The 17,500-nt window shown below is 37.4% G+C and carries 16 protein-coding genes (1 of these 16 cut by a window edge); 11 read left to right on the top strand and 5 right to left on the bottom strand.

Translation table 11 applies throughout. From position 1 onward, the window contains the following. The 3 genes from dnaA to AC2S94_RS00015 are packed head-to-tail and all read left to right on the top strand — an operon-like array spanning nt 1 to nt 2,631. Complete coding sequence (dnaA, locus tag AC2S94_RS00005; RefSeq protein WP_484629473.1) at nt 1-1,428, top strand: chromosomal replication initiator protein DnaA; 1,428 nt, start codon at nt 1-3, stop codon at nt 1,426-1,428. Between the two features lie 10 nt (nt 1,429-1,438). After that, a complete protein-coding gene (locus AC2S94_RS00010) occupies nt 1,439-1,906 on the top strand; it encodes a low molecular weight protein-tyrosine-phosphatase (RefSeq protein WP_484629474.1) in 468 nt (155 codons plus the stop codon). Beyond that, nucleotides 1,903-2,631, top strand: a complete 729-nt coding sequence (locus tag AC2S94_RS00015) for an SAM-dependent methyltransferase (RefSeq protein WP_484629475.1) — start codon at nt 1,903-1,905, stop codon at nt 2,629-2,631. Before AC2S94_RS00010 ends, AC2S94_RS00015 begins: the two co-directional genes overlap by 4 nt. Here AC2S94_RS00015 and AC2S94_RS00020 read toward each other — a convergent pair. From AC2S94_RS00020 to dapF, 4 genes are all read right to left on the bottom strand, one after another. Then, nucleotides 2,628-3,296, bottom strand: a complete 669-nt coding sequence (locus tag AC2S94_RS00020; protein WP_484629476.1) for a peptidoglycan-binding protein LysM — start codon at nt 3,294-3,296, stop codon at nt 2,628-2,630. The genes AC2S94_RS00015 and AC2S94_RS00020 overlap by 4 nt on opposite strands. A 198-nt stretch (nt 3,297-3,494) precedes the next feature. Then, the gene (mltG, locus tag AC2S94_RS00025; RefSeq protein ID WP_484629477.1) at nt 3,495-4,538 is read right to left on the bottom strand and encodes an endolytic transglycosylase MltG; all 1,044 of its coding nucleotides are present in this window, start codon (nt 4,536-4,538) and stop codon (nt 3,495-3,497) included. Further along, complete coding sequence (locus AC2S94_RS00030; protein ID WP_484629478.1) at nt 4,528-5,058, bottom strand: GNAT family N-acetyltransferase; 531 nt, start codon at nt 5,056-5,058, stop codon at nt 4,528-4,530. Before AC2S94_RS00030 ends, mltG begins: the two co-directional genes overlap by 11 nt. Continuing rightward, nucleotides 5,052-5,840 (bottom strand): diaminopimelate epimerase, encoded by a 789-nt coding sequence (gene dapF, locus AC2S94_RS00035; protein ID WP_484629479.1) that lies wholly within the window; start codon nt 5,838-5,840, stop codon nt 5,052-5,054. The genes AC2S94_RS00030 and dapF overlap by 7 nt, the downstream gene beginning before the upstream one ends. 131 nt (nt 5,841-5,971) lie before the next feature. Between dapF and AC2S94_RS00040 the strand changes: the two genes are divergently transcribed. From AC2S94_RS00040 to AC2S94_RS00065, 6 genes are all read left to right on the top strand, one after another. After that, nucleotides 5,972-7,366 carry a trypsin-like peptidase domain-containing protein gene (locus tag AC2S94_RS00040; protein WP_484629480.1) on the top strand — a complete coding sequence of 465 codons (1,395 nt, stop codon included), beginning with the start codon at nt 5,972-5,974 and terminating at the stop codon, nt 7,364-7,366. Between the two features lie 123 nt (nt 7,367-7,489). After that, nucleotides 7,490-8,938, top strand: a complete 1,449-nt coding sequence (locus tag AC2S94_RS00045) for a glyceraldehyde-3-phosphate dehydrogenase (protein ID WP_484629481.1) — start codon at nt 7,490-7,492, stop codon at nt 8,936-8,938. Nucleotides 8,939-9,139: 201 nt separating this feature from the next. After that, on the top strand, nt 9,140-9,733 hold the full coding sequence (locus AC2S94_RS00050) for a hypothetical protein (RefSeq protein WP_484629482.1): 594 nt from the start codon (nt 9,140-9,142) through the stop codon (nt 9,731-9,733). 37 nt (nt 9,734-9,770) lie between these two features. Further along, complete coding sequence (gene trmD, locus AC2S94_RS00055) at nt 9,771-10,451, top strand: tRNA (guanosine(37)-N1)-methyltransferase TrmD (protein WP_484629483.1); 681 nt, start codon at nt 9,771-9,773, stop codon at nt 10,449-10,451. A 117-nt stretch (nt 10,452-10,568) separates the two neighbouring features. Next, nucleotides 10,569-10,922, top strand: a complete 354-nt coding sequence (gene rplS, locus AC2S94_RS00060; RefSeq protein WP_484629484.1) for a 50S ribosomal protein L19 — start codon at nt 10,569-10,571, stop codon at nt 10,920-10,922. Between the two features lie 561 nt (nt 10,923-11,483). Beyond that, a complete protein-coding gene (locus tag AC2S94_RS00065) occupies nt 11,484-13,712 on the top strand; it encodes an NADP-dependent isocitrate dehydrogenase (protein ID WP_484629485.1) in 2,229 nt (742 codons plus the stop codon). 48 nt (nt 13,713-13,760) lie between these two features. Here AC2S94_RS00065 and AC2S94_RS00070 read toward each other — a convergent pair whose 3' ends face one another. Further along, nucleotides 13,761-14,378 (bottom strand): DEAD/DEAH box helicase, encoded by a 618-nt coding sequence (locus AC2S94_RS00070; RefSeq protein ID WP_484629486.1) that lies wholly within the window; start codon nt 14,376-14,378, stop codon nt 13,761-13,763. 137 nt (nt 14,379-14,515) lie between these two features. Here AC2S94_RS00070 and AC2S94_RS00075 point away from each other — a divergent pair, with 137 nt between their 5' ends. Further along, nucleotides 14,516-15,742, top strand: coding sequence for a multidrug effflux MFS transporter (locus AC2S94_RS00075; RefSeq protein WP_484629487.1), 1,227 nt, complete (start codon nt 14,516-14,518; stop codon nt 15,740-15,742). 30 nt (nt 15,743-15,772) lie between these two features. Beyond that, nucleotides 15,773-17,500, top strand: the 5' portion of a protein-coding gene (locus tag AC2S94_RS00080) for a TonB-dependent receptor (protein WP_484629488.1). The gene runs 660 nt beyond the window's last position; the window shows 1,728 of its 2,388 coding nt (coding positions 1-1,728); the start codon lies at nt 15,773-15,775; its stop codon lies off the right edge, out of view.

Below are 17,500 nucleotides of genomic sequence, written 5' to 3' on the forward strand. Positions count from 1 at the left end.
ATGTCAAAAACTGCGCAATCGGTTTGGAATAACTGTCTGTCATTTATTCAGGATAACATTACACCTCAAGCATACAAAACATGGTTTGAACCTATCCAAGCAGTGAAACTTACAGATTGTGCTCTAAGCATACAGGTGCCTTCAAAGTTTTTCTATGAATGGCTCGAAGAACATTATGTTAAGCTACTAAAGGTATCACTAACTCGTGAACTTGGTGAGAAGGCTAAGTTGGTTTATGTGATCAAAATGGAAAATACTTACGGTAACAAATTACCATTTACCGAAAAGATCCCAAGTACCCAAAGATCACAAATGGCATCACAGGAAGTTGATGTGCCTATAAAGAATAAAAGTCCGGAGCTGAAAAACCCTTTTATCATTCCTGGAATCAGAAATGTAAAGATCGAATCTCAGCTTAATCCTAACTATAATTTTGAGAATTTCCTGGAAGGAGAATCTAACCGTCTCGCGAGATCGGCAGGGCTGGCTGTAGCTAACAAGCCCGGAGGAACTTCCTTCAACCCATTACTTATTTTCGGAGGGGTTGGACTTGGAAAAACGCATTTAGCCCATGCTATTGGTGTTGAAATAAAAGACAAATATCCGGAAAAAACCGTTCTGTATATTTCAGCTGAGAAATTCACCCAGCAGTATATAGAGTCTGTAAAGAAGAATAACCGAAACGACTTCATCCATTTTTACCAGATCATTGATGTATTGGTAGTAGATGATATCCAGTTACTTTCAGGTAAAGCAGGAACACAGGATGTATTTTTCCACATTTTTAATCACCTGCACCAGAACGGCAAACAGGTAATTCTTACCAGTGATAAGGCTCCTGTAGACATGCAGGATATCGAACAGCGTTTGCTATCAAGGTTTAAATGGGGACTTTCAGCTGAACTTCAGCATCCAGATTTTGAAACCCGCGTTTCGATCATCAAGAACAAACTATATCGTGACGGTGTTGAAATGCCGGAAGATATTGTGGAATTTCTTGCCAATAATATAAAAACCAATATCAGGGAACTTGAAGGAGCCATTATTTCTTTAATCGCTCATTCTTCTTTCAACAAGAAAGATATCACCCTGGAGCTTGCCAAGAAAATCGTAGACAACTACGTTAAGAATACGAAACGTGAGGTATCTATAGACTACATTCAAAAAGTAGTTAGTGATTATTTCCAGATGGATGTTGACACCTTACAGTCTAAAACAAGAAAGAGACACATTGTTCAGGCAAGACAGCTGGCTATGTTCTTTGCTAAGAAATTTACAAAAGCATCTTTAGCGAGTATTGGTTCCCAGATTGGAAGCCGTGATCATGCAACAGTTTTACATGCCTGTAAAACCGTAGATAATCTTGCTGCTACAGACAAACAATTCAAAAAATTTGTTGAAGACCTCAACAAAAAGCTCACTCTATAAAATATAATTTATGAAAACCAGGGTATTGATGGTGTGCCTCGGCAATATTTGCAGATCACCACTAGCCGAGGGTATTCTTAAATCTAAAGTTGACTCCAGTAAAGTTTTTGTAGATTCTGCAGGAACCGGAAGCTGGCATATAGGCTCTAAGCCAGACAGCAGGTCTATTGCGATCGCGAAAAGATACGATCTTGATATCACCGAGCAGCGCGGAAGACAATTTTCAAAAAAAGACTTTGAAGACTTTGATTACATCTTCACGATGGATAATTCAAATTTTAAAGATGTCATGGCTCTTGCTGAAACCGATGAGGACAGGCAAAAAGTACATTTAATCCTGGAGGAAATTTTTCCTTCAGAAAATGTTGATGTTCCAGATCCTTACCATGGTGGTGAACAGGGATTTGAAAATGTTTATATGATGCTGGATGAAGCCTGCGGTCAGATCGCAGAAAAGCTGGAAAACGGGACACTATGAGTTCCAATCAGAATAATTTCGGAAAATTATATCTCATTCCCGTAGGATTAGGAGAGTCAAATTCCGACAAAGTATTCCCCCCTCTAAACGCTAAAATCATTGATTCGATCGAAGATTTTATAGTTGAAAATGAAAAGTCTGCGAGAAGATTCATCAAGCAAATTCTTCCTCAGAAATCACAGCAAAACTTAAGCCTTAAAGGACTTAATAAATTTACTGATGCGGCTGAAATCCCGACTTTTCTGGATGCGGCTAAAGAAGGTAAAAATGTTGGTTTATTAAGCGAAGCAGGTTGTCCCGGTGTGGCAGACCCCGGAGCTGAAATTGTAAAACTAGCTCACAGATACAATATTCAGGTAGTTCCATTAATAGGCCCCTCCTCTATTCTTTTAGCTATGATGGCCAGTGGAATGAACGGACAGAGTTTTACTTTCCACGGATATCTTCCCATTGACAAAAAAGATAGAAAACATGAGCTTAAACAGTTGGAAAGAATTTCTCTGGAAAAAAATCAGGCGCAGATTTTTATCGAAACACCTTACAGAAATATGAAATTTCTGGAAGATTTGATTCAGATACTTCATCCTACTACAAGAATTTGTGTTGCCTGTGATCTAACTTTGGAATCTGAATTCGTTAAAACTGCGACAGCTTCAGAATGGAAAAATATAAAAACCGATCTACATAAAAGACCGGCTATTTTTATTATACAGAAAGATCTTTAGGCTGAAAATCGAGAGAAATCTACTCGGGCGTTCTTTTCAGTTTTTATGAATGATACATCGTATCCACCAAAACGCTTCATGTAGGTTTTAATGGTAGTTCCAAACGCATCACTAAAAGCCTGAGCACCCCAGCTACGTAAGTATTTCTTCACGCTACCAGGACCAGCAAGGTGCGCAGCAGCTAAAATACCAGATTCGGTAACCTCAACTCCATTAATTGTTTTCCCAACAAATCTTTTGATATCACGCTGAAGTATCCACTTATTCCTTGAAGCATTGGCGTAAAATGCAGCCTCCTGTAGTGCCGGAGAATTAAGAAAACCAATGCTATCGTAAACTCCAACAAGCTTTAAGGTTCCTTTTCCGAACTGATACTTCCCTAAATATCCGTATTCATTAATACTCTTGTAATTTCCTCTGGACTCTTTAAAAGCCAGAGCTTCTTTAAATCCTACATAAGATTTACCAAGAAAAGGTGAAGTGTGAGAGATTTCAAATTCCGGAACTATTTCATCTCTAACATCTAAAACCGTGTAGTCAAGGTCAAGATCAAAAGTGGAATATTGTTCCAGATCTAAGTTTGCGGCTTTCTTTGTAGAAAAACTAAAAAAAACCGAGCCCGCTATAAGAGGCAAGATTGAAAATTTTGCAATTTTCTTTCTCATTGCTTTTGTTTTTGAAAGGTTAATGGCAGACCTAAAATTTCAGGTCACACCCCTTTCATATTTGCCGGGCAAATGTATAACAAATTTTAATAATTTGAATTACAGGCTGTTAAACATTATTTAAAGTTCTGAAACCCCTTAACAAAACAATAACTTACTGAAAGTCAAAAACTTAAACTTTCCTAAACAAAAAGCGAATTATCTCTTTATTCCCTGGCGATTGATCCAACGCACATATTCCTGCTTATTTCGGTTATGTTGCGCAAGATTTTTGGCGAATTTGTGGTAACCAAAATTCTCTACATTCGCCACAAAATAATAGTAATCGTGATCTTCATAATTCAATACCGCATCGATTGAAGAAATATCTGGCATTGATATAGGGCCAGGAGGAATTTGTCGGTATTTGTAAGTATTGTAAGGAGAATCTAACTCCAGGTCTTTATAAAGCACCCTTTTAATGATGGTATCAAAATTACCGGTCTTTTCTTTTATGGCAAATATAACTGTAGGATCTGCATCCAGTTTCCATCCGTCCTTATATCGATTCATGTAAACACCAGCAACTCTGGGTCTTTCATCCACCTTGGCAGTTTCCTTCTGTACAATAGAGGCCAGAACAGTGACCTGCTGCGGTGTGAGTCCAATTTCTTCTGCTTTTTGCCTTCTCTTTTCATTCCAGAAACGATCATATTCCTTTTTCATTCTATCTCTAAATTCTTCCGCAGAAGTATTCCAATAGAATTCATATTGATTAGGAATATAAAGATTTAAAGCATTTTTTAAATCCAGATCATTTTCTTTAAGATAAGATTCGTCTTTGAAGGATTGAAGAAGTTCGGCACTATCAGCTTCAATCTGCCCTGAAATTCTACCGGCAAGATCCTCCAGTCGCTCCTGATTATTGAAAATTACCTTCACAGGTTTGTTGCCTATCCTCAATTGATTCACCAGTTCATTGTTATTCATCCCTTTCTTCAGAAAATAACGACCGGGTCTAATATTATTAGCATATCCTTTCTTTTGCGCAACTAGCGAGAAAGACTCCAAATTCTTCAAATGTGGGCGCAGGGAATCGATCACCGTTTGAAAATTAGCACCCGTTGGAATATATACGATCTGTTCTTTTGAATCAAAATCTGTATTAGAGGAAAAGATGCTGTTATAAACATAATATCCAAAGATCCCGAATCCTATGACCCCGAGAACGAGAACAGCGAGAAGTATTTTTCTAATGTACATTACTTATTAATTGATATAGCCATTCATCTTTATATTCACCATTGAATAGCGTCCAGTCTTTTTTCAGACCAACTTTTCTAAAACCATTATTTTCAAAAATGCGCATGCTTTCCTTATTACCTTCAGTAACATTCGCATAAACCTGGTGTAAACCTAGGTGCGTAAAGCAGAAATCACAGAGCAACGATAAACTTTCTGAACCAAAACCTTTCTTTCGATCCTTATTATTTGCTATCAAAATACCAATAGAGGCCCGTTTGTCTTTAGGTTCAAGATCAAAAACATCTATAAGCCCAACTCTTCTACCTCTTTTAGTACAAATTACCAGCCTCAATTGCTTAATATCATAGATATCCCGGTGAGCATTTTCTATATACTGCCGAATTAAAAACTTTGAATAAGGGGCCTGAGTAGAACTGATCTCCCAGAAATCCTCATTATTCTCGATCTCATGAACAAAATCAAGATCTTCAGGTTCCAGGGCTCTCAGAAATACTTTCTGACCTTTTAATGTTAACATATAATCTCACCTTTAAAAACTAATTCTGCCGGCCCGGATAGCCAGACATCAGAAAAGCCTTTTTCAGATTCTTTAAATTTAACCGATAATTCTCCTCCAGGAGTCAGTAACTTAACCTTTTCCGATTTTGTTCTGTTCGAACTGAATGCCGCCAGGGCAACAGCCGTTACTCCAGTTCCACAGGAAAATGTTTCATCTTCCACTCCTCTCTCGTAAGTTCTTACTGAAAAAGTATCTTCAGAAACCGGTTCCACAAAATTAACGTTAGTACCGTTATTACCTTTGTACCTCTCAGAATACCTGATCTCTGAACCTTTTTTTCGAATATCAATATCTGCCACATTCTCTGTAAAAATTACGTGATGCGGCGAACCTGTATCCAGATATAAAAAATCACTCTCAACTTGCAAGTCACGTACATTCTGCATTTTTAGACTTACAATTCCATCTTTAATGAAGGCGTCGTGAGCGCCATCAATTGCAGTGAATTTAGCTGAATTTTCAATAATTCCAAGGTGTTTTGCAAAAGCGACCAGGCACCTTCCGCCATTTCCGCACATACTGCTTTCGTTCCCATCTGCATTATAGTATACCATCTTAAAATCATCACCAGCAATCTCACTATGCTCTAGCAATATCAGTCCGTCAGCGCCAATGCCAAATCTTCTGTCACATAGATGACTTACCAATTTGGTATCATTTTTGGAGAAATTATTGTTACGATTATCGATCATGACAAAGTCATTACCGGTACCCTGATATTTATAAAATGTCAGCTTCATAAGTCATTTTAAAGTGGCACAAATATACAATTTTGAAGAGGATTTCCGGGCTGTTAAATGGTCGTTAAATTTATGTTCTCAGCATAATAATCTGGTCAAGTAAATTGTTTATAAATTAAATAATATCCGAAATGAAAAAAATAGCAAGCCTACTACTTGTTTCTATCCTTGGAGGAGCAGTAACACTAGGGAGTTACAAGCTTTTTTTTGAGGAAGAATCTGAACAATTTTTAACTCAGGAGACAGAAAATTCTTTTATCCCAGTCACCAAAACTCCAAACTATGGAACCAATGCCGATTTTACCGAAGCGGCTGAAAAAACTGTACATGCGGTAGTTCACGTAAAAAATGTGGCAGTTTTTAAAGGAGGCCCGCGTAGTATTTGGGAATATACTCCTTACGGAAATAACGGCGGACGTGCACTGCAGGGTGCAGGATCTGGAGTCATTATTACGCCTGACGGGTATATTGTTACCAACAACCACGTAATTGATGGCGCAAGTGAAATTGAAGTAACCCTGAATAATAACAAAACCTATAAAGCTGAAGTTGTAGGCAGTGATCCAATTTCTGATATCGCGCTGATCAAAGTAGACGCTGATGAGGAACTGGAGTATATTCCATTTGGAAACTCTAATAATCTTGAATTAGGAGAATGGGTGCTGGCTGTTGGTAATCCATTCAATTTAAAATCTACGGTTACGGCGGGAATTATCAGTGCAAAAGCTAGAGATCTAAACGTTCGTGATAATTCACCTCAATCTTTCATCCAGACTGATGCAGCCATTAATCCCGGAAACAGCGGTGGTGCATTGGTGAATATTAACGGTGAACTTGTAGGAATTAATACTGCGATTAGTTCTCCTAGTGGCAGTTATATTGGTTATGCCTTTGCGGTTCCTTCCAATAATGCCAGAAAGATCGTAGAAGATATCATGGAGTTCGGTGATGTTCAGAAAGGAATACTTGGTATTAGAGGTGGAAGTTTAAATCCACAAACAATCGAAAGATTGGATTTATCTGAATCTCAAGGTGTATTCGTTTCAGAAGTAACCCCTGGAAGTGGAGCTGAAAAATCCGGTATCCGTGAAAATGATATTATTCGAAAAATAGACAATATTGAAATCAATAAGTTTTCAGATCTAACCGGTTATATAAATTCAAAAAGACCCGGGGATGAAGTTATGGTTAGGCTACTAAGAAATGGCAAGGAAAAAGAAGTAAATGTAAAACTTACCGAATTAACCACCTTCGCAATCCCGGTTTTGGGACTGGAAGTTGCCAATGCCACTCCGGAGGAATTAAAAGAATACAAAGCACCGAATGGTGTTAGAATCAATAGAACTTTAAGTGAAGACCTTCCTTCTGCAGATCTAGTTGGCGGAATTATAGCTGAAATAAATAATCAGAAAGTTAACACCATCAGAGATGTGGAAGAGATCATGCAAACGAGATCTAAAGCAAGCTCTATCGTGATTACATATTACAATCAACGCGGTGAAAAACAACGAATGATCTGGAGATAATTAATGTTATCACCAGTAAAATTGAACCCTTCCCCTTCGGAAGGGTTTTTTATGTATAAAAACTTTTACGAAAACGTTTGAAATATATACTTTTGCCGAAAATTTATAACAACACAACTTAACATGGACTTTAATAAAGTTTACGAAAAGGAACTTTCTTTTCAAGCTGATCGCCGAAAAGCAACTGTAGAATTTATAAATATTGTCAGCGATCTTTGGTATGACAAATCTATCGAGCTTGTGCTATTCAGAAATCAGCTTATCAACAGAAATGTAAGTGATATTCTTGACCTTCATGAATATGCTGCAGAATTCGTTGGGAAGCCAATTTCCATATTTGATTCGGTTGAAATCGCCAAAGCAATTCAGGATCTTAACCTTCCTCCGGCTAAACTCGATATTGGTAAACTTACTTATGAATACCATTTGGATGGTCAGCCTCACAGCAATGCCATGGCCTTTGTTTCAAATAAACTCAATGATGCCAAGGAAACGGAAGCAGTTACTCCAAAAGATGTGGTGCTTTATGGTTTTGGTAGAATTGGAAGGCTTGTAGCGCGTGAATTAATGACCAGAACCGGAAAAGGAAACCAGCTTAGGCTTCGTGCGGTGGTAACCAGAGGAAAAGTAGATCAAAGTGTTCTGGAGAAAAGAGCATCTTTACTGAAAAGTGATTCTGTTCATGGTCCTTTCAGCGGAACCGTAAATGTTGATGCAAAGAATTCGGCATTGATCATTAATGGAACAACTGTCCATATGATTTCAGCAAACCAGCCAGAAGACATAGACTACACCAAATACGGAATAAACAATGCTTTGGTGATAGATAATACCGGTGCATTCAGAGATAAAGAAGCCTTGAGCAGACACCTGACATCGAAAGGTGCTGCGAAAGTATTATTGACGGCTCCAGGTAAAGGAGTTCCTAATATTGTTCACGGAGTAAATCAAAAGGAGTATAATCCAGATGAGATCGATATCTTTTCTGCCGCTTCCTGTACTACGAATGCCATCACTCCGGTTCTAAAAGCAATTCAGGATTCTCTGGGGGTTGTTCATGGCCATCTCGAAACCATTCATGCTTATACAAATGACCAGAACCTGGTGGATAATATGCATGATAAATACAGGAGAGGTCGCGCTGCAGGCTTAAATATGGTGATTACCGAAACCGGTGCTGGAAAAGCTGTATCTAAAGCTTTGCCTGTATTCGAAGGGAAATTAACCTCTAACGCAATACGAGTTCCTGTACCTAATGGTTCTTTAGCAATTTTAAATCTTGAAGTTGAAAAGGAAACAAATCTTGAAGATGTAAATTCACTTCTTAAAAGATATGCCTTGGAAGGAGAACTTGTTGAACAAATTCAATATTCTGTGGACAATGAACTTGTTTCGTCAGACATTATTGGATCTTCTGCCCCGGCGATCTATGACAGTAATGCAACGATAGTTTCGGCAGATGGAAAAAATGTAATACTATATATATGGTATGATAATGAATACGGTTATAGTCATCAGGTAATTAGGCTTGCTAAATATATCGCAAAAGTGAGACGCTACACTTATTACTAGGATCTTATATATTTTTAAAGAAAAGACCTGCCCAATCCGGCAGGTTTTTTTTATTTTTGCGCCACTTAAAATATTTTATAAAACTGATTCAAAACAATTTAAATTTTACAAAAGCGAACCTCTTCCCGAAAATCTGAAATATACTAACCCAATATTTTCGCTTTTTGTTTTAATGAACAAACAAAATCAATCCCCAAGAAGATGAGTAACAAACTTTACATTGTAGCTGTTTTTGTTATTGTAAGTGTATTTCAGATGAATGCTCAAACAGACAGCCTTAAAACGGAAACACCAATTCAGGATGAATTTTCAGCATTGATCCAGGAGTCTAATAACTACCAGGGTTATAAGGTTGTAGATTACGATAAACTTATTGAATTAAGGAATACTACCAGAAATTATATTACCGAATTAAAGGAAGAAATCGTTGTTCAAAAAAATACGGTCGACCAGCAGAATGATGAAATCCAGAAATTAAAATCTGATCTGGAAGCGACCCAGGAAGACTTTTATAGAGTTTCTGAAGAAAAGGATGCTTTGATGTTTTTGGGCATGCCTTTCTCAAAAGGAGGCTATAAAGCAATGATGTGGGGAATCGTTGGAGTTTTGATCGTTCTATTACTGATCATTTTCTTCCGATATAAGAGCTCCCATGCTGCAACCCGCGATGCACAGCAAAAGTTAAGCGAAACTGAAAAAGAATTTGATGCTTACCGAACCAAAGCTCTGGAAAAAGAACAGCGCCTTGGAAGAATGTTACAGGACGAAAAGAACAAAGCCAGCGGTAATTCATAAAATTACTGCTACTTCCTGAAAATTTTAAATCTCTATCATGCGAATTGACATCATAACGGTAGTACCGGACATTCTGAAAAGTCCGTTTGAAGCTTCCATATTACAGCGAGCGATTCAAAAGGGACTTGTGGAAATTCATTTACATAATCTTCGCGATTATACTACTGATAATTACAAGCAGGTAGATGATTATCAATTTGGAGGAGGCGCAGGGATGGTTATGATGATAGAACCGATTGATAAATGCATTTCTGGATTGAAGGCTGAAAGAGATTATGACGAAGTTATCTATATGACGCCAGATGGAGCTACGCTAAATCAAAAAACAGCAAATAGCCTTAGTCTTTCTGAAAATATAATCATTCTGTGCGGTCATTATAAAGGAGTGGATCAGCGAGTGAGAGACCAGTTTATCACCCGAGAAATTTCTATTGGAGATTATGTACTTTCCGGAGGTGAACTAGGAGCAGCAGTTCTATGTGATTCGATCATTAGATTAATTCCCGGAGTTTTGGGAAATGAAACCTCTGCCCTAACCGATTCTTTCCAGGATAATTTACTAGCTCCACCAGTTTATACCCGGCCCGCTGAATATAAGGGATGGGAAGTTCCCGAAATTCTTACATCAGGTAATTTTCCTAAGATCGAAGAATGGCGTGAGAATCAGGCTTATGAAAGAACTAAAAGGCTTAGACCAGACCTTTTAGAAGAAGATTAATTTTTTCTCTAACAGGCTTGTAGAATAATATAAATTGATTAATTTTGCACTCATTCTAGAATAACCTCTGGCGATAACCGTGGATGTTGTTTTGGATTTTACTTTAAACTATTTAAAATGGAATCGTTAATAAAATACGTTCAGGACGAATTCGTAGACAGAAAAGATCTGCCAGAATTTGAAGCAGGTGATACTATCACTGTTTATTACGAAATTAAAGAGGGTCAGAAAACCAGAACTCAGTTCTTTAGAGGAGTTGTGATCCAGAAAAGAGGAACAGGTTCTTCTCAGACTTTTACAATTAGAAAAATGAGTGGAACTGTTGGAGTGGAAAGAATTTTCCCAATCAACCTTCCTGCTATTCAGAAGATCGAAGTTAATAAGAAAGGTAAAGTTAGAAGAGCTAGAATTTTCTACTTTAGAGGTCTTACTGGTAAGAAAGCTCGTATTAAAGAAGCGATCAGAAAATAATTATTCTTTAGAATATATTTTAAAAAGCTCCAATTCTATTGGGGCTTTTTTTGTGCGATATTTTCTCAAAAAATACTTTCTGAAAAGTTAAAAGTCTTTCTAAATTGTCTTTATCTTCTTATATTTAGTATGAGATATCGTAGCGGTTAAGATGACAAAAGAATTTTTAATCTGGACGATTTTCAAGTAAAGCAAGTTCTTTACATATTTAGCTTTTATCTTCTATATAACATTTAATATTTTGTATCATCAAAATTCGTTTGAAAGATAAAAGTTGTTTGATTTAGTTTTAGTTCTTTGAAACTAAATCGATCGAAACAGTTCGAATATAGGCTGTAGAGCTTGATGTCATTAATATGGCAACTTACTGTTTCCTGAAGCCATTTCATTTTAGCAATTAAGATGAAATGGCTTTTTTATTTCATATTTATGAATTCTTAACACCTCAGAAAGCCTTTAAACCTAGGATAAAAGGCGAAAATACTGTATATTGCACGTAAGATATTACCCTGGAATCTTCCGGGGTTTTCTTTGAATATATTGCAACCAAAAACATAAAAAATGTCACAGAAAGAAAAAATAATTTATACCAAAACTGATGAGGCTCCAATGCTGGCAACTTATTCGTTCCTGCCAATTATTGAGGCTTTCACTAAAGCCGCAGGCGTAAGCCTAGAAACCCGTGATATTTCATTGGCTGGTAGAATACTTTCGCAGTTTCCAGATTACCTGGAAGATGATCAAAAAGTAAGCGATGATCTTGCCGAACTTGGTGAACTGGCTAAAAAACCAGAAGCAAACATCATTAAATTACCAAATATAAGTGCATCCATTCCTCAGTTAAAGAATGCGATAGCCGAATTACAGGCAAAAGGTTTTGCGATACCAGATTATCCAGACGAACCTGCCAACGATAAAGAAAAGGAAATCCAGGCTCGCTACGATAAAGTAAAAGGTAGCGCGGTGAACCCGGTATTAAGGGAAGGAAATTCAGACAGACGTGCTCCAAAAGCAGTTAAGAATTTCGCTAAGAAAAACCCACATAGAATGGGTGAATGGAGCTCAGACTCTAAAACTCATGTGGCAACGATGAGTGAAGGTGATTTCAGATCTAATGAAAAATCTCTGACCTTAACCAACGATGACACCCTTAAAATTGAATTCACTTCGGAAAATGGAGAGAAGAAAGTTTTAAAAGACAATTTAAAGGTGTTGAACGGTGAAGTTGTTGATGCGACGGTAATGAATAAAAAAGCGCTTCTGGAATTTCTTCGCAAAGAAGTAAAAGACGCTAAAGAAAAGGATGTTCTTTTCTCACTTCATATGAAAGCTACCATGATGAAGGTTTCAGACCCAATCATTTTTGGACATGCAGTAGAAGTATTTTTTGAAGATGTATTCGAAAAATACGGTGAAGAACTGGAAAAAGCCGGAGCAGATCAAAATAGTGGACTTGGGGATGTTCTAAAAGCGATAGAAACCCTTCCTGAGGACAAAAGAAACGAGATCAAATCTGCTATAGAAAAAGATCTTAAAGATGGTCCAGACATCGCCATGGTAAATTCAGATGAGGGTATTACCAACCTTCACGTACCAAGTGATGTAATTATTGATGCCTCTATGCCTGCAATGATTAGAACTTCGGGACAAATGTGGAATGCTGAAGGCAAAACTCAGGACACCAAAGCGGTTATACCTGATAGTTCCTACGCGGGATTGTACCAGGCTACCATAGATTTCTGTAAAGAACATGGTGCTTTTGATCCTACAACTATGGGAACCGTTCCTAATGTTGGGTTAATGGCCCAAAAAGCTGAGGAATATGGTTCTCATGACAAAACTTTCGAAATTCCTGGTAACGGAACCGTAAAGGTTATTAACTCAAATGGAGATACAATTCTTGAACATTCCGTTGAAAAAGGTGATATCTGGAGAATGTGCCAGGTTAAAGATGCTCCTATCCAGGATTGGATTAAACTAGCGATCACAAGAGCAAAAGCTACCGGTATGCCGGCAGTTTTCTGGCTGGATAAAACCAGAGCGCATGATGCTGAATTGATTAAAAAAGTAAACAAGTACTTGCCGGAACACGATACGGACGGCTTGGAAATTAAAATTATGGCTCCAACCGAAGCCACTAAATATACGCTGGAAAGGGTTAAGGCCGGAAAAGATACGATTTCAGTTACTGGGAACGTTCTTAGAGACTACCTTACAGATCTATTCCCGATTCTTGAATTAGGAACCAGTGCAAAAATGCTTTCTATCGTTCCACTAATGAATGGTGGTGGATTGTTTGAAACCGGTGCTGGTGGTTCAGCTCCGAAACACGTTCAACAGTTTGTTAAGGAAGGGCATTTAAGATGGGATTCACTTGGTGAATTTTTAGCCTTGGCTGTTTCATTGGAACACCTTGGGAATAAGTATAATAATTCCAAAGCACTTACATTAGCTGAAGCTTTAGATGAGGCTACGGAAAGATTCCTGAATGAAGGTAGATCACCTTCCAGAAAAGTGAATGAATTAGATAACCGAGGAAGTCATTTCTACCTGGCATTATATTGGGCAGAAGCTTTATCCAAGCAAACAAGCAATACAGATCTAAATATTTATTTCGGAAGAATTGCAAAAATGATGGAAGATAATCAGGAGAAAATTCTTCAAGATCTTCTAGATGCACAGGGATCTCCGGTAGATATAGGAGGTTATTACGAACCAGACGAAGAGCTTACTAAAAAAGCAATGCGTCCAAGTTCAAAACTGAACGAAATTTTAGCCACAGATGCATAAAATTTTATAATTGAAAAATTCTGGAAGCCCTGTTTTTACAGGGCTTTTTTATTTATTACTTCTAACGATCTGTGCCCTTTCCATAAATTGATCCTGCAAACGCTCCATTTTAGGCTCCATGCTTTTCGCAAAAACCAGATATTGACATTTACTAATGCTTAATGGAATTCTCACCACATCATTATACAAACCAAATTTTGCCATAAATTCAGCATCTTCAATAATGAATAACTGTAGCTGACCTAAATGAATACCGGTCATTGAGAATAACTGACTCAGTCTTTTTGGCGTAGCGATAACGATATCAACTCCATAATAGATCGCATCTTTTTGGTCATCGATATTCTGCTCATCATAGGCACAATAAATTCGCAGATTCATTTCCCTGGTAAATTCTTTAAATCTACTTTCTAGCTCTAGCGCAGCTTCTTTGTCTTTTACATAGATCAAAGCACGCGGTGAATCTTCAAAAGCTTCAGCATTGAGCTTATGAATCACACTTATGATCATCGCCGTAGTTTTACCGGCATTATCAGGAGCAAGACAATACAGATCGGTTCCACTTTTGATTTTCGGAAGCGCCTTCTTCTGAAAATTGGTGGGCGCATCAAAACCTAATTCATCAATTGCTTCCTTAAGTTGCGGATGAAGTTTTTTAAAAGACATAGTTCAATAATTAGGCATAAAGGTCGCACTTTATTCGGAAGCATCCATTATCATCAGGCTAAATCGAAATAGTTTAATCTTTAGTTAAAGAGCTTCGGAAATTAGACCAGCAAATCAGGTTTCCTGAAATTTGCATAATGATTAAAAATTCCGAAAAAAGGAACAAGAAGCAGGAATATATTATCCTTCTGGTTCTGGGTACCATGATTGCCCTGGGACCATTTTCCATAGATGCTTATTTACCGGGCTTTGAAAGTATTGCCGAAGATTACAATACTACCATCAGCAAGATTGGACTTACCTTAACCAGTTATTTTATCGGGATTTCTCTGGGACAATTAGCTTACGGCCCAATTATGGACAAATATGGCCGAAAAAAACCCTTATTAATTGGTCTTTCCCTATATTTTTTATCTGCTTTAAGTTGTATGTATTCTCCAAACCTGGAATGGTTGATCGTATCAAGATTTTTTCTAGCTGTTGGAGCGGCAGCCGGAATGGTGGCGGCAAAGGCTATCGTAAGAGATGTTTTCCCGGTGAATGAAGTAGCAGGTGCTATCTCAGTTCTAATGCTGATCATGGGTGGTGCGCCCATCATTGCGCCTACAGTCGGAAGTTTTATTATAGAATCCTTCGGTTGGAAAATGATCTTTCTGTTCCTGGCAATTTTTTGTGCACTAATGATCATTAGCGTTACTAAATTATTGCCGGAAAGCATTATGCCTGATAAAAATGTGGATTTGAAACCGAAGCAAGTCGCGATCAAATATTTTGGAATTCTGACACATCCGAAATTTTCAAATTTTGCATTTTCCGGTAGTTTCGCTATCGGGGCCATGTTTGCCTATATTTCTGATGCCCCAAAATTATTCATGGGAAATTATGATCTGAGTCAGAAAGAATTTGGAATTCTATTCGGTTTAAATGCGGGCGGACTTATATTAGGAAGCCAGATCAATAGGCTGTTTTTGCGAAAATACTCTACTCTGCAGATCACCCTTTTTAACAGCGTGATATTGGTTATTTTATCGAGTCTTTTCCTGGTGAACGCAATATTTCAATTCGGATTTATCGCAACTGCGGCCCTTTTGTTTTTGATTTTATTTCTCCTCGGATTTCAAAATCCAAATACAACCGCATTATCATTGGAACCCTTTGAAAAAAAAGCAGGAAGAGCATCAGCATTAATTGGAAGTTTAAAGATGGTTCTGGGGGCACTCACCTCATTTATCGTTAGTTTATTTCATACAAACAGTGCAGTCCCATTAGCGATCATTTTATTGAGTTGTTTATTTCTGAGTTTCCTATTATTATTTCTATTTTCAAAAAAAGAGAAACAACAAATGCGTCTAAGCGAAGCCTAAACTTTTATATTAGCATACTAAATTCTATTTTTGAATAAAAAATTGACGATCCGCTACTTAGCCATTTTATTGCTAATACTCTTTAGCAGTATTCATTCATACGGTCAGGAATTATATACCTTAAATGGGACTATAACAGATGCTGCCAGCAATGAAACTTTGATTGGTGTAAATGTAATTTTTCCCGAAAATAATACCGGTGTAACCACAAATACCTATGGTTATTATTCAATTAAATTGCCTGCCGGAACATATAATGTCCAGATTTCCTATTTGGGATATCGGCCCATTCAGCAAACCATCAATCTGAATGAAGATAAAAAACTAAATTTTGAGCTTAAGGAGTCTTCTGAAAGCCTGGACGAGGTTTTGATCACCAGCGATATCGAAGGTTTAAATATTCGAAAACCCGAAATGAGCGTCAACAAACTTTCCATTAATACTATTCAGAATCTTCCGGTTGTTTTTGGTGAAGTAGATGTGGTTAAATCACTGCTGTTGCTTCCCGGCGTTTCAAATGCTGGAGAAGGATCTTCAGGTTTCAATGTGCGTGGTGGCGCAGTAGATCAGAATTTGATACTTTTGGACGAAGCGACTATTTTCAATTCTTCCCATCTTTTCGGTTTATTTTCAGTTTTTAATCCTGATGCGATCAAGGACCTGAAACTATATAAAGGTGGAATTCCGGCAGAATATGGTGGACGAGTTTCCTCGGTTCTAGATATTTACCAGAGAGATGGAAACAGTAAGGAATTCAAAATGCAGGGAGGTATCGGGGCAATTTCGAGTAGACTTTTGGCTGAAGGCCCTATTGTAAAAGATAAAGGTTCATTTCTGGTGGGAGCAAGAAGTTCTTACGCACATTTATTTTTAAAATTAACCGATAATGAAAATTCTGCATATTTCTATGACCTGAATACTAAGCTGAGCTATAAACTGGATGATAGCAATAAACTTTTACTATCAGGTTATTTTGGTAGGGACGTTTTCAATATTAGTCAGAATTTTGAAAATACGTATGGCAATGCTGTTTTGAATTTAAGATGGAATCATGTTTTTTCAGACGACATTTTCACTAATCTTTCAGTGATCTATAGCGATTACTATTATGGATTAAATCTGAATTTCGTTGGGTTTAACTGGGATAGCGGCATTAAGAATTTTAATGTGAAATATGATTTCAATCATTATATCAATGATGATCTTCAGCTTAAATACGGGCTACAAAACACTTACTATGAATTCAATCCCGGTGAGATAAAACCAATTGATGAGAATTCCGGCATCAATTATTATAAGCTCATCAATAAATATGCTTTAGAAAACGCCATCTACATTTCCGCGGAACACAGGCTGAGTGATAAATTTTCAGCTGAATACGGTATCAGGCTCAGTAATTTTTTCCGCCTGGGCCAGGATGAATTAAATAATTATGCGAATGATCAACCCGTAGCATATGATCCGGAAAGAGATATTTACAGCGAGGCTGATATTCTGGACACCTATAGTGAATCTAGAGGCAAGATCATTAAAGCCTACAATAATTTTGAACCAAGGGCAGCAATTTCTTATGTCATTAATGAATCGCAGTCAGTAAAAGCCAGCTACAATAGAATGGCGCAATATCTACACCTAATTTCAAACACTAGCTCTCCTACTCCTCTGGATGTTTGGGCTCCAAGTGGCCAGTATATTAAGCCACAGATATTAGATCAATACGCTATTGGCTATTTTCGCAATTTTAATGATCGTGATTAT

Source organism: Christiangramia pacifica (assembly GCF_057221535.1).